Here is a 24689-nt window from a genome sequence, read left to right on the forward strand (position 1 = left end):
ATTGAATAATTATCTGTTTACACTAATAAGCGATAAATTCTTCAGCTATAATTACAGATTTATCAATATAAATTAATAACTTGGTGTAAATAAATAAAATTTTTATGAAAAAATTATTCTACTCTTTATTGTTTACCTCCGCACTAATCAATGCCCAGGTTACAAGTTTCCCCTGGACGGAAACATTCGAAACAGATTCTCCAACTGCAACATCCTGGACCCAAATCTACGAGTCCGGAAACAAGCAGTGGTCTATTGTACAAACCGCATATACCGGTTATACCACAGGGCCTTATGCCGGCTCCTATATGGCACAGTTTGACATCACCACATTCAACGGATCAACAACCAAGTATGTATCTCCTGTATTGGATTTAACTTCTGCAACAAGTCCTACTTTAGAATTTTATTTCCGAAATAAGGTTTGGGACTCTGATCAAAATGAGATTAATGTATATTACAGAACCTCTACCTCTGGAGCATGGACTCTAATCTCAAATTATAACACCAGTGTAGAAGACTGGACCAGCTCAGGAGTACTACCATTACCATCTCCTTCTTCAACTTACCAGATAGCCATTGAAGGAGTTGCATTATATGGACGTTCTATAAACGTAGACAATGTAACCGTCAATACAGGAACTCTTTCAACTTCAGAAGTAAAATTAAAGTCTTCTGATATGAGAATATTCCCTAATCCGGTAAGCAATATCTTAAATATTAATTCTAAAGAAAAAATAACAGAGGTTACTATTCATGATACTTCCGGGAAAATAATCAGAACAGAAAACATTTCTGACAATCAGATTTCTGTTGGGTATTTAAAATCAGGAATATATTTCATTACCACCAAGCATCCTGACGGAAGTACTAATACTTCAAAATTTATTAAGCAATAAATCAAGTCTACAGCCTACAAATAAAACAGTCAGCTTCGCCTACTCATGTATTTTTTTTTAAATTATAAATTTATCAGAATACATTCGGTGAGAAGATTATTTTATTAGTTATTATATGGTGAAGTTTTCAATACACTCAGTGATTTTTTTCATTAAATGTATTTTTAAAGCAGTCTGTGGGCTGCTTTTTATTTTAGATAGGTGTAATTAGAGGTTCCCGCTCCAAATTTATAACAACGACGGTTTGGAAATTTATTCTCTAAAGAAAGAGACCATTCTTGCTCTTATCCCAGGAGAAACAAGATTTGCCATTTCTATTCATTCCAAACATCAATATGATCTGTTGCTCCCATCCATCTTTTAAAGAATATAATTCCTTTCATTTTCCAAAAATCAGATTTATTCTCTTCGAATAAATATCAAAAGTATTGATCAGGATCATAAAAACTAATCAATGAAACCGCTTACATTTACCCTCCATTAAAAACAGGGCAGATAAGCAATTGAAAAGTATTGATAAAAGCGGTTATGATATTTTGTCTGAAAACATAACGTGGTACTTATGTGGTACACGGTTTTCATAAAATTTTAATCATTTTTTCTTTCTTTGCTCTGTATAAAAATGAAATCATATTCTTTTAACATAATCATTCAACAAACACCAATCATATACCATGTATTATTAAGTGATATTGAAAAAAAATAATTGAATTCTGAATATATAAAAATTATTTTATTATCCATATTAAACTATCAATACACAGTTTGAGAGAAAAATGAGTTTGTACTGATGCACAAAAAATACAGCATCAGAAATTAGTAGAGACGAGAACGTATTATGAAAAACAAAAAAACTGAATCCAACTTAGAGGATTTGAATCAGAAGATTCTTGTACAAGATGAAATCATGGCATTAGCTAAAGCTAACTCTCCACGTCTGCTGAATAAATTCAGATTGATCTATCCTGATTTTTTCGACAAATTATCTGCTATTCAGCCTGTTCTTAAAAATTCTGAATTGATCTTTTGTATTTACCTGAAGCTCAATATGACAACAAAAGAAATTGCCACATGCATCTTTGTCACCCCGAAAGCTATACAAAACCGGAAAAACCGGATCAGAAAAAAGCTCAACATTCCTTCTGAATTCGATATTTATAAATGGTTTAATGAAATTTAAACCATTTTTTCTTTTAAAATTCCACCACCGTTTTCTCAAGATCATGATACAGAAGTATTTTCCAATGGTTCTTCTGAGCTTCTTTTTCCCATTTAAGCCTTAATGCCATTGCTTTTCTTCCATCAAAATCACTTTTATAAGCCAGGTGGTATTTCAGATAAGAGGCCTGCGGAAGATCATCCGCACCATAGAATACCGTTTCTCCATTTTCTCTGATCCAGAAGACCTGCATATAAGGTGTATGTCCACCTACTACTTCATATGAAATTTCATCGGTAATCTGCCCCTTATCATCATTCATCCAGACGATACCGGGCAGCTGGATCAGTTTTTCCAATACATCAAAGTCGAAAGAAGGGTTGCCTCTGTTCTCCATTGCAAAATCAAGTTCACGTTTCTGAATATAGATTTCCGCATTGGGAAAAACCGCTTCGAAACCATTATGTGTAAGTCTTACAGCTCCTTCAATATGGTCTTTATGGAGGTGGGAAAGCAACAGTCTGGTAATCTGGTCAGGACTGATATTGTTTTCTTCAAGAAGAGTGGAAACAACAGATATTCCGGCCTCATTTTTCCAGCCAATCCCTGCATCCAAAAGGATATGATCATTGGGAGTAATGATAAGAAAGGGTTGTACGGACATTTTAATTCCTTTAACCGAATCAATATTTTCCGATGTTAAAAGCGTAAAATCTTTGGTTTTGCTTGTTGAGAAATTGCCTTCTTTGAGTGGGATGATTTTCATGCTGCAAATTTCCTCAATATTTCTAAAATTTCAAAAGTTTCTCATCAATCTGAATGATCAACAAAAACAATTTTACTGATAAGACTACCAATTGTTCAGACCGTTTTCCAAAGCCTTTTTATAATTTTCATGATCAAAAGAGTAGAGATCAGGAGACTTATGAGCTCCGCCGCGCCGTTGTTCCTCCAGCTTTTTTAGTATTCCTGAATTTTTGATCTTTCTGTAAAAATTACCACGGTTGAGCACTTTACCTAATATAGCCTCATATAGCTTCTGCAATTCCGGAAGAGTAAATTTTTCAGGAAGCAGGTTATATCCTATAGGCTTGTAAGAGATCTTTTCCCTTAGGGTAAGCAACGCTTTTTCAATAATTTCCCTATGATCCATAGCAAGCTCGATTTCCGGAAGCCGGCTCACATAGACCCATTCACAGGTTTCACTCATTTCATCGGGAACCGGATTGATTTCAGATGACTTATACAGGGCGTAATATCCTACAGAAATAAACCTCTGCTTCTGGAAAAGGCTGTCATCAAAATCTTCAAAATAAAATTCACTTCTGTTCTTTTTACCAAAGACCCCGAATTCTTCAAGAAAAATATTTGTGATTCCGGTGCGGGATTCCAGAATTCTAAGGACCGCCTCATCCAGATCTTCATCCTTTTTGATATAGCCACCGGGAAGAAGCCACTGCTTTCTGTAATTCATTTTAGCCAGCAAAACCTTGAGTTCATTCTGATCAAAGCCAAAAACAACGGGATCGGCTGAAAGGTGAGGAAGATAAATTTCTTTTGCTTCTGCAGATTTTCTAATGATCTGTTCTTTAGAGTCCATATCATTCATACAATAGGTGTTTATCACAAATGTAAGATAAAACAAGGTAAAAAAGTTAAAAAAATACTCTATTAAAGGTTATTTTCAGAAAATCGTCTATAATGGCAACAGATTAAATTAATCATTAGTTTTTATGAAAATAACTACCTTTAGGTTCTCAAAAGCAATACATTTCCGATCAAAAATTATTTCAAATAATATGTAATATGTTTGATTATCCGGAATAGCTTTTCCATTCATTAAAACTTTATTTTGTAACATGCAGGAGAATTCTTCCAGTGGCATTTCCCGGACAGTTATATGGCTGATGGCCATTATTTCCGGGCTGGTAGTAGCCAACAACTATTATAATCAACCTTTACTGGCGCTTATTTCTGAGGATCTCAATGTTTCTGAAAGTGCCGCAGGCAGGATTTCTGTACTCACACAGATTGGCTATGCGCTGGGATTATTGCTGATCGTTCCGCTTGGAGACAAATTTTTCCGTAAAAAACTGATCCTGATCGACCTCTTTCTCGTTTTTGGATCTCTGCTATGGATGACTTTTGCCACTCAATTATGGATGCTGTATGCAGCCAGTTTACTGATCGGAGCAACCTCTGTGATCCCACAGCTGTTTGTTCCAATAGCAGCAGAACTTTCTTCAGATAAGGAAAAATCTGCTAACATAGGACTTGTGATGTCCGGTCTTTTGCTGGGAATCCTCCTTTCCCGTTTTGTGGGAGGAATTGTAGGGGAAGTCTGGGGATGGAGAGCCATGTTCGGAATTGCAGCCGGGCTGATGATTTTAGTCTGGCTCGCTGTCTATAAAATGCTTCCTGAATTGTCCCCCAACTTCAAAGGAACCTACAAAGAACTGATGCGTTCCGTAGCGCACCTTGCCAAAACACAGCCTATTCTCCGGCTTGCTTCATTCCGTGGTGCGATGGCCTTTGGTTCCATGTGCGCCTTGTTTACAACATTGGTTTTCCATATGGAAAAACCTCCTTTTCATGCAGGATCTTCCATAGTGGGAAGTTTTGGATTAGCCGGTGCGGTAGGAGCGCTGGCAGCAGCGAAAGTAGGTAAATTGCAGAAATATCTGGATATCAACAGGATCATCCTGTATGCATTACTGATCGTCATAGGAAGCTGGGGATTCACCTATTTTGCAGGAGAAACCTACTGGGGCCTTATTGTAGGAGTGATTTTAGTCGATCTTGGTGTACAGTCCAGCCATATTATGAACCAGACCAATTATTTTCTGATCAAATCCAATGCGGTTAACAGGCTGAACACCGTTTATATGGTTTCTTATTTTATAGGTGGTTCATTAGGAACCTGGCTGGCCTCTATTGCCTGGCAGAAAGCGCAATGGAGCGGTGTCTGTTTGGTAGGAGCCGCATTTGGGGTATTGGCGCTCATTGCTCACCTTTTATTTAGCAGGAAGGTAAATAATGCTTAGGGATCTATTTATTGAATATTGTTGAAAGAGTTCAGGATTTTGCCTCGAAAAAATTTGGATACCATCTTTTGATAATCTTATTATTTTAATAGCATGAATCCTTTTAGTGCTCATGCTGCTGCTTTACATTATACTTTATCTCCCGCAGATTGCGCAGATGTTTGTGGAAAAACCTGCTCAATCAGCCAGATCTGCGAGGGTCTGAAAAACAATCAGATTTAAGAAAGTCAGAGTATTATTTGATGATTTTATATTTTGATAATATGAACCCTTTTAGTGCTCATATTGCTGCTTTAAATTATACTTTATCTCCTGCGGATTTCACAGATTACGCAGATGTTTGTGCAAAAATCTGCTCAATCAGCCAGATCTGCGAGGGGCTGAAAAATAATCAGATTCAAGAAAGTCAAAGTATTATTTGATGATTTTATATTTTGATAATATGAACCCTTTTAGTGCTCATGCTGCTGCTTTACATTATACTTTATCTCCCGCGGATTTCACAGATTGCGCAGATGTTTGTGGAAAAACCTGCTCAATCAGCCAGATCTGCGAGGGTCTGAAAAACAATCAGATTTAAGAAAGTCAGAGTATTATTTGATGATTTTATATTTTGATAATATGAACCCTTTTAGTGCTCATATTGCTGCTTTAAATTATACTTTATCTCCTGCGGATTTCACAGATTACGCAGATGTTTGTGCAAAAATCTGCTCAATCAGCCAGATCTGCGAGGATCTGAAAAATAATCAGATTCAAGAAAGCAAAGTATTAAAGAAACTATTCTTCAGGCTCTGTCTGCCCCCTGTATCAGCTCCCTGTGTTTTCCTCCCCAATCGCTCAGCAATTTCCATATAGGAATCAGTTCCCGGGCAATATCTGTCAGCTCATAATCCACCCGCGGAGGAACCTGTGCATAAACGGTCCTTTTCACCAAGCCTTCTTTTTCAAGCTCCCTTAACTGAAGAGTGAGCATTCTTTCTGTTATTCCTAAAATCGATCTTCGGAGCTCACTGAATCTTAGCTTTTCACCCTTCAATTTATCCAGGATCAGAAGTTTCCATCTGCCTCCGATCTTACAAACAGCATAGGTCAGATCACATTCGTGTATATATTGTCTGTTGATATTATTCGTCGAATTCTCCTTTATCTTACCCATTACTTACAAATTTGTTAGTACCATACAATCCGCTGTATACCGTGCAAATTTAAGGTTTGAGATTTAATTTTGCTCTACAAATCAGAAAATATGCGGGCAGTAAAGAACAATAGCGCTAACGTTCACTGCAAAGGCAATATTAACTTAAATTAAAAATAAAATGCAGTTCACTTCCAAAATAACTCAGATTTTAAATCACTTAGAAAAAATACAGCCATTCAATGTGGCAGATCCATTAGAGGGGACTCGTAAGTACCTTGAAACAATGTCTTTCCAGCTTAGCGGAAAAAAAGAATCCGTCGCCATGATCGAAGAATTAAATATTCAGACGGAAGATCATCAGATTCCTATCCGGATTTACCGCCCTGCAGGGAAAAGTACCCAAAGATCATCGGCTATAATTTATATCCACGGAGGCTGGTTTATTGCCGGAGGATATGAGACCCATGACGCTGTAGTCCGTAAATTGGCCAATAAAACCGGTTCAGTAATCATTTTTACAGATTACCGCCTGGCTCCGGAACATCCATTTCCGGCAGGTTTAAATGATTGTGTTGATACCGTAAATTGGGTAACAGCAAATGTGGAAGAGCTGGGAATTGATCCTGATAAAATAGGAATTATAGGAGACAGCGCCGGGGGAGCGCTGGCGACTGCGGCCTCCACGCAAGTCGGTGATCAGCTGAAGTTTCAGGTATTAATCTATCCGGCAGCAGACAACCGGTTCAATTCGGAATCATGGAAAACTTATGAAAACGGACCTGTCCTGAATAAGCAGGGAGGCATAGAAGCCTGGAACTGGTATCTTCCGGAAGACAAAGCTAATGATCCTTTAGCGATTCCTGTTTTAATTGAAAAATTTAAAAATACCCCGCCAACCCTGGTTATTTTAGCCGAACATGATCCATTGCTGGATGATGGAAAGCAGCTTTCCGAAAATATGAAAAAAGCTGGAATCCCGGTTTATACAAGCTTTTATAGAGATATGGTTCACGGATTCATGCACATGGGAGAAGTATTGGATGAAGTACAAATAGCCGTGAATGAAATGGCAGCTTTTGCCCATCAAAACCTGAATTTATCAAAACGAGAATCATGAAAAAATACGCGTATATCGGATGTCTGGGGTTTATAGCGGTTATTACTACAGAATTCGGAGTGATTGGCATTCTCCCACAGGTTGCAGAACACTATAAGATCAGTATTGACAAAGCAGGATACCTTCTGAGCGCATTCGCCCTGATCATTGCGCTTACAGGACCTTTTATGACTTTGTTTACATCAGGCATAGATCGTAAAAAAATAATGCTTACAGCCATTTTTATGTTTTTGATTACAGGATTGGTGTCATCCTTTTCACCTCCTTTCTGGCTACTGATGCTTGTAAGAATCCTTCCTGCATTTCTTCAGCCTGTCTATATCGCATCGGCTTTATCCGTTGCTGTGTCTCAGGCAGATGACCGCAGGAAGAACGGACTGATGAGCATCGTTTTCAATGGAGTTGCCATTGCTATGGTCACCACCGTTCCTTTCGCTACATGGATTACAGGCCTTTGGTCCTGGGAGTATTCATTTATGATACAAACAGCAGTAAGTTTAATTGCTTTAATTTCTATTTACTTTCTTCTTCCTCCAATGCCTGTTAAAGAAAAGAAGTCTTATGGAAATCAGGTGAGAATACTGAAGCAGCCACCGTTTATTCTGAGTACACTGACTAATTTTTTTATGGTTACCGCCTGGTTTTCCACCTATAGCTATTTTGCAGATTATCTGAACAAAGCCAAAGGAATGGATACCCCGATGATCAGCTATATGTTGTTTCTTTTCGGGATTATAGGTGTTCTGGCTAACTGGATAGCAGGTAAGATGCTCAATAAAAATATTGCGGGAACGACCGCCTTCTTTCTTTCAGGAACTATTTTAATACCCATACTGTTATATATTTCTGATGGAAATCTATGGGCAACCATTGCGGTGATAGGGGCATGGGGATTTTTGTATTCACCAAGCTTTCTGAATGCTTCAGCTTATATGATTTCCTCGGCTCCGGACTCGCTGGAATTTGTCAATAGTCTGGCAACATCATTCGGAAATCTGGGAGTTACTCTGGGAACTACGATAGGAGGCTGGGTCATTATGACAAAAGGTGTAGAATATACGCCATGGATAGGCTTATTTTTTGGACTTCTCGCATTATCGATGATGATGATAAAAAGCATGCTTGAGAAACGGAGCAGGGAATTATCAGCCTGTCAAAATTAAACTGTAATAATTTTTGTTACATTAAATAAAATATAGTAAATTTGCAGTATCAATTTGATTTAAAATTAAATACAATGAAAATAGAAATCTGGTCGGATGTGATGTGTCCGTTTTGCTATATCGGAAAGAATAATTTTGAGCAGGCTTTGGAAAAGCTGCCATTCAGAGATGAAGTGGAAGTAGAGTGGAAGAGCTTTCAGCTGGATCCCACCTTAGACCCAGAAGAAACTCAGAATACAATTCAATATTTTAAAGAAAAGAAAGGTTTTCCTGAGGCACAGGCTGCACAGATGATCAGCCAGGTTGCTCAGATGGGTAAAGGAGCAGGAATTGACTTCAATTTTGAAAAAGCGTTGATTACCAACACTTTTAGCGCTCACAGATTGCTTCATCTTGCCAAAAAGCACAACCAATCGAATGAGATGGAAGAAGCTTTATTCATCGCTCACTTTATTGATGGTAAGAATGTGGCAGATCCTGAAGTATTGATTTCACTTGCGGAAAACTTAGGAATTGGAAAAGAAGAAGCCCGACATGCAGTCACTTCAGATCAATTGGATAATGAAGTCAACCAGGATATTGTGGATGCCAGAAATAATGGAGTTTCCGGAGTTCCGTTCTTTGTTCTGAATGGTAAATATGCCGTTTCCGGAGCACAGCCGGTAGAAGTGTTTGAAAATGCTCTTCAGCAGACTTATAAAGAAACTGTAAGTCCTTTTAAAGATCTTTCCGGCGGCAGCGGTGCTTCCTGTGATGCTGACGGATGCAGTATCTGATAAACTAAACCCCAAAACAAATTTTATGTTGTTTTGGGGGTTTTAATATCAACTGATTGCAATCAATTGAAAATATTTATATATTTAATCTGAGCTCCGAATTACTATCCGAACTCAGGCTGTTTAGAATATAATTTATAAAAAATGGATTACACAACCAATATCCTGAGAATGGTTTCAATTATTGCTTATTTACTCATCATTTTAATGGGTGACATAATGGGTATTCCATTTATCTTCTGGCTTTTATTCACGATATTTGATTTTGGAAATATAGATCAGATCTTTGCTATTTTAGGCATGTTAGGGATTGTTCTGAATGTAATACAATGGAGGAATAACGTGGTGATAACCATTTTAAGTTTCCTGATGATGCTTTCGCCTCTTGTTAGCAGAATGGTACAGGTTCCGGTTGAGAAGTTTGACTATTTATTATTTCAAATCCCTTTCTTTGTGTTTATTATCTGCTATCTTATCTTCATCATTCTTAATTCGAAAAGACAACACCTATAGGCTGCATCATATGTATCAGATACAGAAAAACTCTCGTATCTTTGTAATACAGACCAATAGCTGTATAAATTCAATATTTCAATGATAAAAATTAATAATGAACTTCACTATCCCGTAGCAGATACACTCTTTGTTTTTGCACTGGATTCTGAAGCGGGGACAGAATTTGACGGAAAAAATAAATTAATAACAGGAATTGGGAAAGTAAATGCTGCCATAGAGCTGACAAAAGAAATCCATTACAGAAAGCCGAAGCTGATTGTCAATCTAGGTTCAGCAGGAAGTAAAGGATTTCATAAAGGAGAAGTGGTATGCTGTACCAAATTTATTCAGAGAGATATGGATGTAAGAGGACTTGGATTTAAGCTCTATGAAACTCCATTGTCCGGAGTTCCTCCTGTATTGGAATACGGTCTTAAAATGGATACTTTGAGAGAAGGCATCTGTGGAAGCGGTGACAGTTTTGAAATGAATCACTCTGAAACAGATTATAATATTGTAGATATGGAAGCCTATCCACTGGCTTTGATCGCCCAAAAGGAGGGTATTCCGTTCCTGTGTTTAAAATACATCTCTGATGATGCGGGAAGCGATGCGGCAGATGACTGGAGTGTACAGGTACATCTGGCCGCTGAAGCATTTAAGAAAATATTGTTTTCATAAAATTAAATATATGGCATCCATTATCATCAATAAAGCTGTTTTTAAGACGGCAAAATCAAAAAAACTTCATAGAGCATACTCTTTTTTTTGCCACTAATGCATGAATCCTTTTAGCTTATTCATGCTTTAGTAGCGATTATAATCCTCTCGCGGATCTTGCAGATTGAGCAGATTTTTTAGCAAACATCTGCGTTATCTGCGGGAGACAAATATAAAAAGATCAAAACGGTTATCATCACACCCGATATTCAGCCTGATATAAGCTATCCAAGGGCTTGTAGAATTTATCAATAAGAATTACCCCCGCAAAAGCCGATAAAAAAATTCCTTTTTAAGCGTAAGCTTAAAAAGGAATTGGTATTGATTGAGGTTCAAATGCTACGGGCGCATTCTAAAAATTTTGAAAGTTTTTTCCTAAATGTTCTTCAATAACGAAGAACGGGTCCTCGGTAAGAGTATGTGCTCTCATATCAATAAGGCTTACCTTACTCATCATACGAAGCATAATTCTTCTCTCACACGGCTGCTCTACGCCATCTACTTTTCTTACTCCTGCACGGAAGGCGGATCTTCCATGAGCGCATAAATGATTATTAACCAAAATAACATCTCCCGCCTGTGGAGTGAAGCCTGAATAGATCAAATGTCTGGCCTCATCCCAGAATTCCTGCAGCGTATTTTGTGCTTCCTCTGACTGTCTGATGCTGGAATTGAAAAGCTGTTCTGCCGCATCAAATCTCATAAATGGAAGCTTATAATTACCATATAGCACTGCGTCTAAAGTTTCTTCCTCATTCGTTCCCGTTTCCAGATTGGCATCCTTCGGAATTTTATAAATGCGTTCAAAAAGAGGTCTGTAGTTTTCCCCGATAGATTCGTGAGAACGGATAGAATAAAGAGTTGAAGGAACCTGTTCTTCATTTCGCACGTACATAAAGCTTAGGAAATCAGCCTGATGTTTCAGGAAAGCATCTTCAGTATGTACATAAAGATCCGTTGAAGATCCTGATCCTGTCTGTGTTTCCTTCATTTTTTCATCGGGTATGATCGCATGGATCAATCCGCCACCTTTACGCTGAGAGTAATATTGTACAGGCTTTGATGGAAGAGCTCCATGGATCAGGGCACAGGCAAAGCCGTATAAATTAAACTTCGAGTAATCGGCAGACTGCCAGTTAGGTGGAGTATGACCAATGCTCTCCTGATCTATTTCCATTAATCCTTTAAAGATCAGTGCACCATACTGGTTCTTAGAAAAATCACTTGCAAAATCAGCAGCTATATTTAAAATTCTTTCCGGTAAGAAATAGGAAGCTAATTGATGTACATGTTTTATAAAGTCACGGTTTTCATAGCTGTCATATTTTCTCTGAAGATGCTCCGCTGCATCTTTTATCATTCTTCTTTCCTGAGAGGTTAGCTCGATCACTGTAGGAAGCAGTTTTACCTGCTTAATACTGTCTTTATTTAAAATTTCTGTAGAATTCATTAAAAAAAAATTTGGTAGTAAATAATAATCTTTATCTTTGTTTTTAATTATTCTAAATAATAATAGCCGATTCAAATTTATGAATAATTAAACAATCACCAAATAAAAACTTAAAAAAATGACAAATTTAAAAACTTGACAATCAGATGTATAAATCCAAACGTCTGAAAATTAAAAAGAACTTACTGATTTAAAAATCACCTTACAAATACTTTTATGAACAACAATATAATATCCCTAGGAGAGCTTTCAAACGTAGCCTCACCTCACATTTCGGGGAATTTTGGGAATATTTTTCATCCGGACAATTATGATCACTATCGTAATGCAGTCAACAGCACATTAGACCTTGTACAGGAATTTCTTTACAGAAATGACAAGCCTTTCAGCGGCATAGAGGCCAAAGAAATGAAAGGAATGGTACAACAGATCGACCTTGATCAAAAACTTTCAAATTATAATGAACTTCTTTCCGAAGTAGATGATATTTATGTAAAGCATGCTACAGCTTTTCACCTTCCTCAGTATGTAGCCCACCTGAATTGTCCGGTAGTAATCCCGGCATTGGCAGGAGAAATTCTTGTAAGCGCCATCAATTCTTCCCAGGATACTTATGATCAGAGCGCCGGCGGAACTTTTATGGAAAGAAAACTGATCGACTGGACTGCCGGACAGATTGGTTACAACACCAGCGAAAGTGACGGAGTTTTCACAGCGGGAGGTTCTCAAAGCAATTTAATGGGACTGGTCATGATGCGTGACTGCTTTTCCCAGAAAAGATACAATCACAATATTAAAATGGATGGGCTGCCTAATGAAGCATCCCGTTTCAGAATTTTTGTTTCCGATAAATCCCATTTCAGCAATCTTAAAAATGCATCCATTATGGGGCTGGGCGAAAAGTCTATCATTAAAGTTCCTACCGATGACAGATTCCGTATGGATATCGCCCTGCTGAAAAAATATATCAAAAGGGAAGAACAGCTGGGAAATATCCCTATCGGTATTGTAGCCACCGCCGGAACTACCGACTTTGGAAATATAGATCCGTTGGACGACATCGCCAATATCGCGGAACAGTATAATATCTGGATGCATGTAGATGCCGCGTATGGCTGCGCTTTATTATTAAGTGAAAAATACCGTGGTCTTCTCAATGGAATTGAAAGAGCAGATTCGGTAACGATAGATTATCATAAATCTTTCTTCCAGCCGATCAGCAGCAGTGCTTTCATCGTTAAAAATAAAAAAGAGCTTTTAATCCTTAAGCACCATGCAGATTATCTGAATCCCAAAGAAATGGATGAAGAAGAAATCCCTGCACAGATCAATAAATCCATTACACAGAGTACCCGAAGATTCGATGCTTTGAAGCTGTGGTTTACTCTGAGAATGATGGGTAAGGAACAGCTTGCAGAATATACGGATACCGTAATAGACCTTACAAAAGACGCCGCAGCCATGATCACCGAAGATCCTGACTTTGAGCTTCTTTCAGATTCTGACCTGAGCGTTCTTGTTTTCAGATATATAAGACCGGAAATCAGTGACCTGGATGCTTTGAACCAATATATCAAGATGAAGCTTTTCTACAGCGGAGAAATTCTGGTAGCAAGTACAAAAGTGGACGGAAACTTCTATCTGAAATTCACTTTCCTTAATCCTATCACTACTACGGAAGACATTCATCAGATCCTCACTAAAATCAAAATACATGGAAAAGACTTTAGTACAGAAAAATAAAACCGGAGAAAAGGCCCGGGAAATTACCACCAGGATCCTGCTCAACGGAATGCTGAGAGAACTTGGGAATGGAAAATTTTATCAGGGGGTTCCAAAATATGATCTTCTTACAGCCAAAGCACTTCAGAAAAGCAGCTATCCGTTGCACATCAGGTTTGAGCTGAAGAAAAGCGGACTATTTCTGTTCGCTCCCGTTTCTTATCGTTCAGAAACTGCCTTTCATGAATATGGTTCCGGCCTGTGGGCTGTAGACCATCAAAATCAGGAGGTTTTTGAAGTAAATACTGAAAAACTGACCGAACTGATCTATCAGGAATTTACAGATAATGAAAGTGATGCAGGGCTGAAGCAGTTTACCAAAAGAATTCAGAGCAGTCTGAAAAATCTGGAACTTACTACAGAAACCTGTTCACAAAAAAAGAATTCCCTGACTTATTCATTCCTGGAATCTGAACAGATGCTTCCGGCAGGACACAACCTGCATCCTTTTACCAAATCAAGAATGGGATTTTCTGAGGAAGAGCAGTTTCTGTATGGTCCTGAATTCGGAAAAGGATTACAGCTGGATTATTTCTTGATCCATAAAGACTGTATCACAGAAAAATCACTTCCCGGGATTTCAGCAAAAGAAATATTCGAACAATGGGTATCCATACCGGAAAGCTACGATTTTGACAACACAAATGATTTCTATATAGTTCCTTGCCATCCGTGGGAAGCACAGTATCTTTTGTCAACGGAAGAATATCCGGAAATGCTCGGATCGGGGCAGATCATTCATATCGGTCCGCTAGGAGAAGAATTTTATGCAACCTCTTCCATAAGGACTCTTTATAATCCTGATTTCAGCTGGATGTTAAAATTTTCTCTGCATGTTCTGATGACCGGATCAGTAAGAACAAACAGCTTAAAAGATCTCAACAGAGGATATGCCTCCGCAGTATGGTGGCAGCATGAAAAAGCTTCTTTTGAAGACCGTTTCCCGAATTTTAAACTGCTATTGGAACCCTCCACACTAAGCGTTCATTATGAAGGGAAAAACATGGACAGCTTTAATATACTGATCCGTGAAAATCCTTTTTCAACAGAAGATAAAGTCCTTTTATTGGCCAGGCTGTGTCAGGACGAATCTATAGATGGGTTCAATTTTACCACTTATTTCTTTAAAAATGTTGCAGACCACCTGGGCCTCGATCCGGAGAAAGCCGCAATCATCTGGTTTGAAAAATATGTGGACCTGCTGCTTTCACCTTTAAACAGCTTATTGAATCAATGGGGAATGGCTCCGGAAGTACATCAGCAGAACCTTCTTGTTCAATTGGATGATCAGCTTCTTCCTCAGTCGATCCATGTTAGGGACGGACAGGGATATCTGATCAGGGAAAGCTTTAAAGAAAGATTTCAGGATCTGATCAAAGACTGTCCTGAAATTGAAGATCTTTTTATCAGGGACGAACGTCTTTTGGATATTATTTCCCATCATCTTCTGGTGAGCAACCTGAGTGCGCTGATCTCATCGATAGGAAAGACAGGATTGGTAAAAGAGAGAAAGCTGATTCATATTCTTTACAGGGAGTTTGAGCATCTTCATAAGTCAGAATCATCATCCTTAACGGATTATGCTTTACATCAGCGATACTGGGCGGTAAAATCCAATCTTCAGTCAGCAGTATCTGATGTAGACGGAGGCATAAATGCATCATCTATTTCCTATGCTAAAGTACCTAACCTCCTTCATAAACACTTCTTCTCAGATCAGCTGATCCATCCACAGGGAAAAGAGGTTTTCTTCAAACGTTATTTTCAGAAGGAAGACGTGACAATGAGTATGCGCCCTATAGACCTTGAAAATGATCTTGAAATGCTTCATGAATGGTTCAACCGGGAACATGCCATAAAAATATGGCAGATGAACTGGCCGATTGATGAACTTGAAACATATTACAGACTGATGCTTCCGAGTGATGAAGCCCACAGTTATATTATAGCCGGTAATGATGAGCCTTCCTGTAATATTGAAGTTTACTGGGCATGCAGAGATATCGTAGGGGATTATTATGACGTATTGCCTACAGACTACGGGACCCATCAGTTCATCGCACCTATCGATCCTAAAAAAAAATTTGTATCACCTTCCACACAATCGATGGTGGACTATGTTTTTGCACAGCCACAGGTAGGCAAAATGGTAGGGGAAGGGTCTGTAGACTCTCTTGCATCCATGATGAACAAAGCCCACGTTGGTTTCAAGGTAGAAAAAGTGATTGAAATGCCTCATAAAAAGGCCAATCTCAACTTCTGCTACAGAGAATGGTACTGGGAAAAATTCCCGCAAAACAAAGAGGTACAAATCACCACAAACATCACAAAACATGAATAACGAAGCCGTATATAATGTAATAGGCATAGGCATAGGTCCTTTCAATCTGGGACTTGCCGCATTATCCAACCCAATTCCGGAACTGAAAACCCTTTTTCTTGACCAGAGAGATGGTTTCGACTGGCATCCGGGATTGATGATCGACCATGTAACCCTGCAGACCCCATTTTTATGTGACTGTGTATCCATGGCCGATCCTACAAACCCTTTGAGTCTCCTTAATTACCTTAAGGAAACAGGAAGACTTTATAAATTCTTTATCAGGGAAAATTTCTTTATCCCAAGAAAAGAATACAACCGCTACTGTCAATGGGTAATTGAACAGCTTCCACAGTGCCGTTTTTCAACCCAGGTAGTGGATATCAATTATGAAGATGGCTTATATCTGGTCACTACGGTTCATACAAAAACCAAAGAAACCAAAGTTTTTAAAACGGAAAGACTGATCTTAGGAACAGGAACACAACCTCATATTCCTTCCTTCATTCCGAAAGACGATTCCCGCGTTATCCATACCAGCTCTTACCTGTACCGGAAAGAAGAGCTTTTATCCGAGGGTAAAAAAATAGCGATTATAGGTTCCGGCCAAAGTGCGGCAGAGGTATTTTACGACCTGCTTCAGAACAGGAATGAGAAAACAGAACTGGGATGGTATTCCCGTCCGGACAGATTCTTTCCTATGGAATATTCCAAACTGACACTGGAGCTTACTTCTCCTGATTATGTAGATTATTTTTACAATAGAAACGAATCGGCAAGGAAAACCATTTTAAGCAAGCAGCAGAGCCAGTTCAAAGGAATCAATTATGATCTCATCAATGACATCTATGATTTTATTTATGATCTGAACATAGACAATGCTGATCCTTTGCTTAAGATTATTCCCAACAGCCAGCTGAACAAAGTAGACAACAGCAATCCGGACTTTATCAATCTGGAATTCACACAGCTGGAACAGGAGGTTCCTTATGACCAGGAGGCGGATTATGTGATTCTGGGAACCGGATATCGCTATCATGAGCCTCAGTTCCTTAAAAATATCCAGTCCAGAATAAAAAGAGATTCAAGCGGACTGTTTGATGTTAACAGGAATTATTCAATAGACCATAACGGTGGTGAGATCTATGTGCTTCATGCTGAAGTACATACCCACAGCTACATTTCCACAGATCTGGGAATGGCTGCCTACCGTAATTCTTATATCATCAATGACATTCTTGGAAGAGAACATTATAAAATCGAGAAAAAAATCGCTTTCCAGGATTTTGATGTGGAAAAATATGCTGACCTGCCAACTGCCAAAATATAATAATAAAAATGAGCACCAACTTAAATAATACAATAAGCCAGAAACACTGGCAACAGGCCAACAGAAATCTTATGGCCAAAACCATTGCAGAACTGATGCATGAAGAGCTGCTAAAGCCCGTAGCAAAGTTTGAAGACAAAGAAGGATATACTGTTTTTACCCTTGAAACAGGATTTGAAAATATTGTTTACAGTTTCCGTGGACAGGAAAGAATGATGGACTACTGGCATATTGATAAAGACAGTATCACAAAAACTGAAAACGGAGAAGTCTTATCTGCTGTGGATGTTGCCGCCTTCTTTCTTGAAATGCAGTCCGTATTTGACCTGGATCCCTATACTATAGCAAGATATACAGAAGAATTGCTGCATACCTTATATTGTGATGCTCTGATCCTTTCAAAAGGAGTACTTTCTTCAAAAGATCTTGCAGAAGCAGATTATCAGACCGTAGAACACAATATGACAGGGCATCCGTGGGTTATTGTCAACAAAAGCCGGCTGGGCTTTTCTCCCCGTGATCTGAAAACATTTGCCCCTGAAGCTGATGAAAACCTAAAAGTGATCTGGCTGGCCTCACATAAAAGCAGATCAGTATTCCAGTCATTAGAACATATCAGCAGAGAAGAATTTTACCGTTCAGAAATAGGAGATCTGCTGTATAATGATTTTCAGCAGCAGCTGATAAGCGAGGGGAAAATCGCTGAGGATTATCATTTCATCCCGGTACATCCATGGCAATGGGAGCATAAGCTTCAGATCCATTTTGCCGGAGATATCGCATCCGGACTTTTAATACAACTGGGAGAAGGAAAAGATACCTACAGTCCGCAGCAAAGTATCCGTACTTTATTCAATGTGGATCATCCTGAAAAAAGATATCTGAAAACCGCCGTTTCTATTCTGAGCACCGGAAATATCAGAGGTCTGTCTCCCAAACAGATGAAAATTGCCCCGGCGATTACCGATTGGGTAAAAGGATTAATAAAAGATGATACCTATCTGGAAAATAAAGGAACCATTTTCCTGGGTGAAGAGGCTTCTATTGCGTATCTGCATCCACAATATGGTGCTATAGCCAGTGTACCTTACCAATATAATGAATTTCTTGGAGCTTTATGGAGGGAGAGTGCAGAAAACTATCTGAAAGAAGATGAGCAGATGGTGACAATGGCTTCCTTGCTTTATGTAGATGATAACGGAATCCCGTTGGTTCAGGCTTTTGCAGAAAAAGCAGGAGTGGAGATCAAAGAATGGATTGAAAGCTATCTGGATGCATATCTTACCCCATTGCTTCACATTTATTACACCCATTCATTATGCGTAACGCCTCATGGTGAAAACATTATGGTGGTGTTGAAAAATGGCATCCCACAGAGAATCGTGATCAAGGATTTTGTAGATGACATCGTGCTTACCACAGAAGCGAGGGAAAAGCTTCCTGCACATCTGGCAGACGGACTGATCCAGTCTTCCAATAAAGAGAATATTCCATTGTTTATTCTCCTTGGCGTTTTCGACGCTTTCTTCAGATATCTGTCAAATGCCCTGCATACGTATTCGAACTTTAACGAAGAAATCTTCTGGGAACTGGTTCACAACTGTATAGAAAATTACAAGGCTGATAATGCGCATCTTCAGGAACGATATGAAAAATATGACCTTTATGTGCCATCATTTAAAAGGTTCTATATCAACAGTCTCCGTCTGAAAAATAACGGCTACAGTGAAAACAAAGCATTTGCCATTCCAAGAAAGGATGGAGCATTGCCCAACCCGCTGTATCAGATCGCCAATAAAAATTCTGTAGCAGCAGTATGAGGAAATTCCTGCATATACTAAGAGAAGGAGCGGTTTTTACCTATGGAGCCTTAGCCGGAAAAAAAGTCGAGCTGACTTCCGGAAGTATCAACCGCTCTATCTTTAGCCTGGCTATTCCCATGGTAATGGAACTTGTGATGGAGTCTGTTTTTGTGAGTGTGAACCTGCTGATCATTGCAAAACTAGGAGATAAGGTTCTTGGTCTTGTAGGAATTACAGACAACTACATCAATTTCGCGTATGCTATCGCAGTAGGGCTTGGCATCGCGGCAGCGACACTTATTGCAAGAAGAGCCGGGGAAAAGGATAAGGAAGGAATGGGCAGAACCGCTCATTATATCATCCTGCTGGCCCTGTCCTTCGCATTGCTTATTGGTGGAGTTTCCTGTTACTTCGCCACTGAAATTGTTGACTTCCTGGGAATCAATGCCAATACGGTAAGTGGAGGAGTGTCTTTCTCAAGACTCGTTTTTCTGAGCATAGGCCTTGTCATTCTCCGTCTTTCCGTAAATGGACTTTTCAGAGGAGTAGGTGATGCGGATCTTGCAATGAAATCACTCTGGATCTGCCATATTTCAAATATTGTCTTTGCTGTGATCCTTGTTTTCGGACTTGGCTTTATTCCGGCTTTCGGATTGATGGGACTGGCCTATGCCACGATCTTATCAAGGCTGTTGGCCGTTTTATATCAGGCTTTTATCCTGCTGTCCGGAAAGACAAGCATCAACGTATGGATACCTTTTCACTTTGATCTTCCATTATTGCAAAAAATTCTGAAAATAGCCTTTGGAGGATTGGTTCAGTATATTATCCCGACATCCAGCTGGCTGATCATGGTGAAGATCATCTCCACTTTCGGTACAACAGCTCTTGCAGGATACATTATAGCCCAGCGTATTGCTTCAGTTGCCACTATGCCTGCCTGGGGAATAGGAAACGCTGCAGGAGTTCTTACAGGACAAAACCTGGGAGCCGGAGAGCCGGAACGTGCAGAAAAAACGGTCTGGAGAGCCGGGACGATCAATATGACCTATCTGGTTGCTGTAGCCTTATTCTGGCAGCTTGCAGCAGAGTATGTTGTGCAATTCTTCACTACAGAGCCGGAAGTAGCACGGTATGCGGTTCAGTATATCCATGTGGTATCAATGGCTTATCTGCTATTGGGATTCACAATGGTCATCAGCCGTGCTCTGAATGCGGCAGGAAACATCATGCAGGTTACACTCCTGTATCTTATCATGTTTTATGTGATTCAGCTTCCTCTGGCTTATCTCTTAGGTGTAAGATTTCAGTGGGAGCTGAGAGGAATATTTACCGCTATCGTTTCTTCGGAAATTGTTTTAGCAGTACTATTCCTAATGATCTTTAAAAACGGTAAATGGAAAACTATAAAAATTTAAAATGAACACTACAGAAGAATTTTATGAAATTATTGCCTCTGCCATTGCAATAAAAAAAGAAATGGTAGACGAAGAACTTACCTATCAGGAAATCCCTGAATGGGATTCAATGTCTCATCTTCTTATCGTAGAAGCGCTTGAGCAATTCTATCAGATCAAATTTGATTTTAATGATATCCTCGAGATGGGAACTGTCGGAAAGATTCGTGAAAAAATGAAAAAATACGATGTATTCGTAGAAAACTAAGCATATGAAAATTTTAGAAAATGTAATTGCCAACAAGAACTTGTTGTTTACAGATGCTTCCACCGGTAGAACGATACCGGTTGGAACACTGTACCGGTCCTTAGGCTTAAATCCTGTAGAAAAAGGGCTGCTCTTTCTGTACAATGACAATCAGCTGCCCGGTATTGAGGTACTCCTCAATTTTTACGGAACAGCACACACTATTGCTGTATTGGGGCAGAAGCTGCATCCGGAATTTAAAGACCGTATTGAAGCAGAATACCGTCCAAAGTACATCTTTGATCCGCAAAGAGAGGAAATCCCCGGTTACAGCTTAAAAGAATTCTCAGAACATATCAGAATTTTTGCAAAGGATGATTATCAGCATGAGATATCGATTCATCCGGAAATTAAGATCCTTCTGAGCACTTCAGGAACGACAGGAATTCCCAAGCTGGTCAAACTATCAGATGAAAACCTTTATCAGAATGCCATAAGCATTCTTCAGTATATGCCTATTCTGGAATCTGATGTGGTTCCTTTGAATGTTCCGATCAATTTCGTGTATGGGTTCTCTATTTTCACCACCAACTGTATGCGTGCCGGAAGAATAGTCTGTACAGATAAAGACATTATGCAGAAAGCATTCTGGGATGAAATGGAAACGTATGGCTACAGTACTCTGGGAGGCGTTCCGTTTCTTTATGAAAACCTGAACAGAATAGGATTCTTCAGAAAAGATTCTCCAAGCCTGAGGTATTTTACCCATACCGGGGGTGTCATCAATGCTGAGCTGAGAAAAACAATTTTCTCTTATTGCCACGAATTTAAAAAAGAATTCTTCGCTCAATATGGCCAGACCGAAGCAGGAGGAAGAATGGCATACCTTACCACAGAGGGATTGCTGGAAGAAGAAACATCTATCGGAACTCCGGTGGACAGAGGAAGCTTCACCATTGATCCTGAAACGGATGAACTTCTCTTTTCGCATTCCAGCATTTTCGGCGGGTATGCCAATAAGCTGGAGGATCTTGCTTCCTATGAGCAGCCATCGGTATTACACACCGGAGATACAGCCAGAAAAGGTGAAAACGGAATTTATTATATCACAGGAAGGATCAAGCGTATCATGAAGCTTTTCGGCATACGTCTTAATCTGGATGAGGTAGAATTTATTCTTAAAAATGAGTTGAAAGGAAATACGTTTGTATGTCTGAATTCCAATGACAAAAAGATCGTTGTATTGTATGACAACCAGAGTATAGATCCTCAGGTCATCACTGAAATCATCAAAAATAAACTGCGCATCAATCCACAGTATGTGCGCACCGAACTTATAGAATCATTTCCATTATCACAAAACGGTAAAATAAATTATCCCCTGTTACAAAACTTACAGCATGAAAACATCTAAAACCCTTATATTATTTCTTGGTCTTGCCTTATCTTCAAATTCTCTTTCCGCACAACAGGGCGAACGGATTCATGGCAAGGTCATGCTGTCTGAGCAGGCACCTGTAAAAAACGCGCTTTTAAGGCTTGTCAACACGTCTTATCAGGCAAAAACCAATAATTTAGGAGAATATTACTTTGAAAACGTGCCACCTGGGGAATATACGCTTCAGGTGGTTTTGAATGATATCGAACTGATGCGTGAGCAAATCCATATTCAGAAAGATGTCTATGAAATCCCTGCGATTTATGCTCCGGCGCACAACAATGTCATTGAAGGAATTACCGTATATGCTTTCAGCAGAAATAAATTTCTGGACAAAGACAGTACTTCAGTCGCTAAAATGCCGCTGAAAACTTTAGAAAACCCACAAGCGTACACAAGTATCAACCAGCAGCTATTAAAGGAGCAGCTTACTTATGATATTTCGGAAGTTTTAAAAAATGTTCCGGGGATGGTAAAAATGCAGGGAAGCCCGGGAAGAGGTTCAGGAGACGGAAGTTTCTACTACAGCCTCAGAGGTTTCCCTACAAAAGTATCTATGGTAGATGGCGTTCCTGCAAACACGAACGGAGAGATTGATCCTGCAGATATTGAACGCCTGGAGGTTATCAAAGGGCCGTCCGGGACATTGTATGGAGGGGCTGTAACTTCTTTCGGGGGACTCATCAACGTAGTGACCAAAAAACCTAAAGATTATTTCGGTGGGGAAGTGTCTTACCTTATGGGAAGCTATAACCTGAACCGTGTGACCGCTGATGTATACGGACCGGTTACTGATTCCAGAAAAACTTTGTTCCGTTTAAATGCAGCATATCAATACCAGAACGGATTCCGGGATTCTGAATTCAGAAAATCATTTTTTGTGTCTCCTACACTAAGCTATCAGGTGAATGACAGACTGAAGTTTAGCCTGGGAGCTCAGATCTATAATTATGAAGGAACCAATACTCCGATTATCTTCCTTCCGAGAACAAGAGCCTATTTCGCTCATAACCCGGATGAACTTGGATTCGACTGGAAAAGATCGTATTCAAACAATGATATGACCCTGAAGGCTCCGTCTATCAATGTAAAGGCCGAAGCTAATTATAAGATTTCAGAGAAATGGAGTTCTCAGACTTTGCTTTCAAGAAACTACAGAAAAACTGAAGGTTTATATCAATATCAGTTTATCAGAGGGACTACCAGTGATGCCATGTTGGAGCGTAACGTACAATGGCAGAATTCAGAAGCTGCTTCTACAAGCATTCAGCAGAACTTTAACGGAGAATTCAATATCGGTAAGGTCAAAAATAAAATATTGATTGGACTAGACTATTTCAATCAGTCTATCAACAATAATCATTCCCCAATCGTTGTATTCGACAACGTGGATGGACAAAACCTGACAGGCAGCTATGGAAGTATTTCCAAGGATCTGGCACTTCAGAAAATTCAGGAAGTTACCAAAGCGGCAATAGCAGCTGGTAAATCACCTTTGGTAAGGAATACCTCTTCAGCTAATCTTTATGGTGCTTATGTATCCAATGTAACCTATATTACTGACCGTTTGATTACTTTATTAAGTTTACGCCTGGATCATTATGAAAGTAAAGGACAGCTTAACCTGAATGAAAACAAACGTGCCGGAGAATTCAAGCAGACAGCATGGTCTCCAAAGTTCGGATTAGTATATCAAATCGTTAAAGATCATTTGTCAGCTTATGGAAACTATATGAACGGTTTTAGCTATACAGCACCGGTTATCCAGCAACTTCCAGACTATAGCGGAGATATGAAACCGCAAACTGCCAATCAGTGGGAAGTGGGAGTAAAAGGAAATCTTTGGAGAAATAAGGTTAATTTCACGGTTGGATATTATGATATCCTGGTTGACAATATACAGCGGGGAATCGGAGTAGTTCGTGACGGAAAAGAATACAATATTGTTGTTCAGGATGGAGAGCAAAGAAGTAAAGGTATTGAAATAGAAACCATCATGAACCCTGTTCAGGGACTCAATATTATAGCAGGATATACTTACAACCACAGCCGGTTTGAAAAAGCGGATCCTACTGTAGAAGGACGCCGTCCGGAGTCTGCAGGTCCGGCGAATGTGTTCAATTCATGGATCAGTTATATCCTTCCTATTAACGGGCTTCAGGGACTGGGAGTAGGTTTTGGGGTGAATCGTGTAGGAAAACAGATTACCGGAAATAAGACTATTACCGGACAGTTTGCATTCCCTGCCTATACGTTGATCAATGCTTCTGTTTCTCTTGAAAAAGAAAAGTATAGAGTTGGATTTAAAATGAACAATTTAGGCAATGCACAATATTTTGCAGGTCAGGGGGTTGTTGTAGCCCAGATGCCTCGTAATTTTGTTGCTGAGGTAAGCCTTAAATTTTAACG

General features: G+C 39.3%; 20 protein-coding genes. 16 read left to right on the forward strand and 4 right to left on the reverse strand.

Annotated features, from left to right (window positions below):
- Positions 1-104: 104 nt before the first annotated feature.
- Together AC4IF5_RS07195 and AC4IF5_RS07200 are read left to right on the forward strand one after the other, a co-directional pair.
- Positions 105-899: a T9SS type A sorting domain-containing protein gene (locus AC4IF5_RS07195; protein WP_490733051.1), complete on the forward strand. Its 795-nt coding sequence runs from the start codon at positions 105-107 to the stop codon at positions 897-899.
- An 838-nt stretch (positions 900-1737) separates the two neighbouring features.
- Positions 1738-2079: a helix-turn-helix transcriptional regulator gene (locus AC4IF5_RS07200; RefSeq protein WP_490733053.1), complete on the forward strand. Its 342-nt coding sequence runs from the start codon at positions 1738-1740 to the stop codon at positions 2077-2079.
- Positions 2080-2092: 13 nt separating this feature from the next.
- Here the strand turns inward: AC4IF5_RS07200 and AC4IF5_RS07205 are convergent, their stop codons facing one another.
- On the reverse strand, positions 2093-2824 hold the full coding sequence (locus AC4IF5_RS07205; RefSeq protein WP_490733055.1) for an MBL fold metallo-hydrolase: 732 nt from the start codon (positions 2822-2824) through the stop codon (positions 2093-2095).
- Positions 2825-2908: 84 nt separating this feature from the next.
- Positions 2909-3667 carry an NUDIX hydrolase gene (locus tag AC4IF5_RS07210; RefSeq protein ID WP_490733057.1) on the reverse strand — a complete coding sequence of 253 codons (759 nt, stop codon included), beginning with the start codon at positions 3665-3667 and terminating at the stop codon, positions 2909-2911.
- Between the two features lie 250 nt (positions 3668-3917).
- Between AC4IF5_RS07210 and AC4IF5_RS07215 the strand changes: the two genes are divergently transcribed.
- Complete coding sequence (locus tag AC4IF5_RS07215) at positions 3918-5102, forward strand: MFS transporter (protein WP_490733059.1); 1185 nt, start codon at positions 3918-3920, stop codon at positions 5100-5102.
- Positions 5103-5889: 787 nt separating this feature from the next.
- Here AC4IF5_RS07215 and AC4IF5_RS07220 read toward each other — a convergent pair.
- Positions 5890-6261: a winged helix-turn-helix transcriptional regulator gene (locus AC4IF5_RS07220; RefSeq protein WP_490733060.1), complete on the reverse strand. Its 372-nt coding sequence runs from the start codon at positions 6259-6261 to the stop codon at positions 5890-5892.
- Positions 6262-6484: 223 nt separating this feature from the next.
- Between AC4IF5_RS07220 and AC4IF5_RS07225 the strand changes: the two genes are divergently transcribed.
- The 5 genes from AC4IF5_RS07225 to AC4IF5_RS07245 all read left to right on the forward strand — a co-directional run bounded on the left by AC4IF5_RS07225 (position 6485) and on the right by AC4IF5_RS07245 (position 10475).
- Positions 6485-7360, forward strand: a complete 876-nt coding sequence (locus AC4IF5_RS07225) for an alpha/beta hydrolase (protein WP_490733062.1) — start codon at positions 6485-6487, stop codon at positions 7358-7360.
- Positions 7357-8523, forward strand: coding sequence for an MFS transporter (locus tag AC4IF5_RS07230; protein WP_490733064.1), 1167 nt, complete (start codon positions 7357-7359; stop codon positions 8521-8523). The genes AC4IF5_RS07225 and AC4IF5_RS07230 overlap by 4 nt, the downstream gene beginning before the upstream one ends.
- A 74-nt stretch (positions 8524-8597) precedes the next feature.
- Positions 8598-9299, forward strand: coding sequence for a DsbA family oxidoreductase (locus AC4IF5_RS07235; RefSeq protein WP_490733066.1), 702 nt, complete (start codon positions 8598-8600; stop codon positions 9297-9299).
- A gap of 144 nt (positions 9300-9443) precedes the next feature.
- Positions 9444-9812 carry a hypothetical protein gene (locus AC4IF5_RS07240; RefSeq protein ID WP_490733068.1) on the forward strand — a complete coding sequence of 123 codons (369 nt, stop codon included), beginning with the start codon at positions 9444-9446 and terminating at the stop codon, positions 9810-9812.
- An 81-nt stretch (positions 9813-9893) separates the two neighbouring features.
- A complete protein-coding gene (locus AC4IF5_RS07245; RefSeq protein WP_490733070.1) occupies positions 9894-10475 on the forward strand; it encodes a 5'-methylthioadenosine/S-adenosylhomocysteine nucleosidase family protein in 582 nt (193 codons plus the stop codon).
- A gap of 391 nt (positions 10476-10866) precedes the next feature.
- On the opposite strand, the gene AC4IF5_RS07250 is transcribed toward AC4IF5_RS07245, so the two are convergent.
- Positions 10867-11964 (reverse strand): TauD/TfdA family dioxygenase, encoded by a 1098-nt coding sequence (locus tag AC4IF5_RS07250; protein WP_490733072.1) that lies wholly within the window; start codon positions 11962-11964, stop codon positions 10867-10869.
- Positions 11965-12180: 216 nt separating this feature from the next.
- Here AC4IF5_RS07250 and AC4IF5_RS07255 point away from each other — a divergent pair, with 216 nt between their 5' ends.
- From AC4IF5_RS07255 to AC4IF5_RS07290, 8 genes are read left to right on the forward strand one after another with little or no spacing between them, the layout of a single operon-like run.
- Positions 12181-13707: a pyridoxal phosphate-dependent decarboxylase family protein gene (locus AC4IF5_RS07255; protein ID WP_490733074.1), complete on the forward strand. Its 1527-nt coding sequence runs from the start codon at positions 12181-12183 to the stop codon at positions 13705-13707.
- Positions 13679-16087: a GNAT family N-acetyltransferase gene (locus tag AC4IF5_RS07260; protein WP_490733076.1), complete on the forward strand. Its 2409-nt coding sequence runs from the start codon at positions 13679-13681 to the stop codon at positions 16085-16087. Before AC4IF5_RS07255 ends, AC4IF5_RS07260 begins: the two co-directional genes overlap by 29 nt.
- Positions 16080-17396, forward strand: coding sequence for a lysine N(6)-hydroxylase/L-ornithine N(5)-oxygenase family protein (locus AC4IF5_RS07265; RefSeq protein WP_490733078.1), 1317 nt, complete (start codon positions 16080-16082; stop codon positions 17394-17396). The genes AC4IF5_RS07260 and AC4IF5_RS07265 overlap by 8 nt, the downstream gene beginning before the upstream one ends.
- Before the next feature lie 8 nt (positions 17397-17404).
- The gene (locus AC4IF5_RS07270; RefSeq protein WP_490733080.1) at positions 17405-19216 is read left to right on the forward strand and encodes an IucA/IucC family protein; all 1812 of its coding nucleotides are present in this window, start codon (positions 17405-17407) and stop codon (positions 19214-19216) included.
- Positions 19213-20616: an MATE family efflux transporter gene (locus tag AC4IF5_RS07275; protein ID WP_490733081.1), complete on the forward strand. Its 1404-nt coding sequence runs from the start codon at positions 19213-19215 to the stop codon at positions 20614-20616. Before AC4IF5_RS07270 ends, AC4IF5_RS07275 begins: the two co-directional genes overlap by 4 nt.
- Before the next feature lies 1 nt (position 20617).
- Positions 20618-20863 carry an acyl carrier protein gene (locus AC4IF5_RS07280; RefSeq protein ID WP_490733083.1) on the forward strand — a complete coding sequence of 82 codons (246 nt, stop codon included), beginning with the start codon at positions 20618-20620 and terminating at the stop codon, positions 20861-20863.
- Positions 20864-20867: 4 nt separating this feature from the next.
- A complete protein-coding gene (locus AC4IF5_RS07285; RefSeq protein WP_490733085.1) occupies positions 20868-22256 on the forward strand; it encodes an AMP-binding protein in 1389 nt (462 codons plus the stop codon).
- Positions 22243-24687, forward strand: coding sequence for a TonB-dependent siderophore receptor (locus AC4IF5_RS07290; protein ID WP_490733087.1), 2445 nt, complete (start codon positions 22243-22245; stop codon positions 24685-24687). The genes AC4IF5_RS07285 and AC4IF5_RS07290 overlap by 14 nt, the downstream gene beginning before the upstream one ends.
- The last annotated feature ends 2 nt before the right edge of the window (positions 24688-24689 follow it).

The sequence above is a fragment of the Chryseobacterium sp. UF-290 genome (assembly GCF_058245615.1).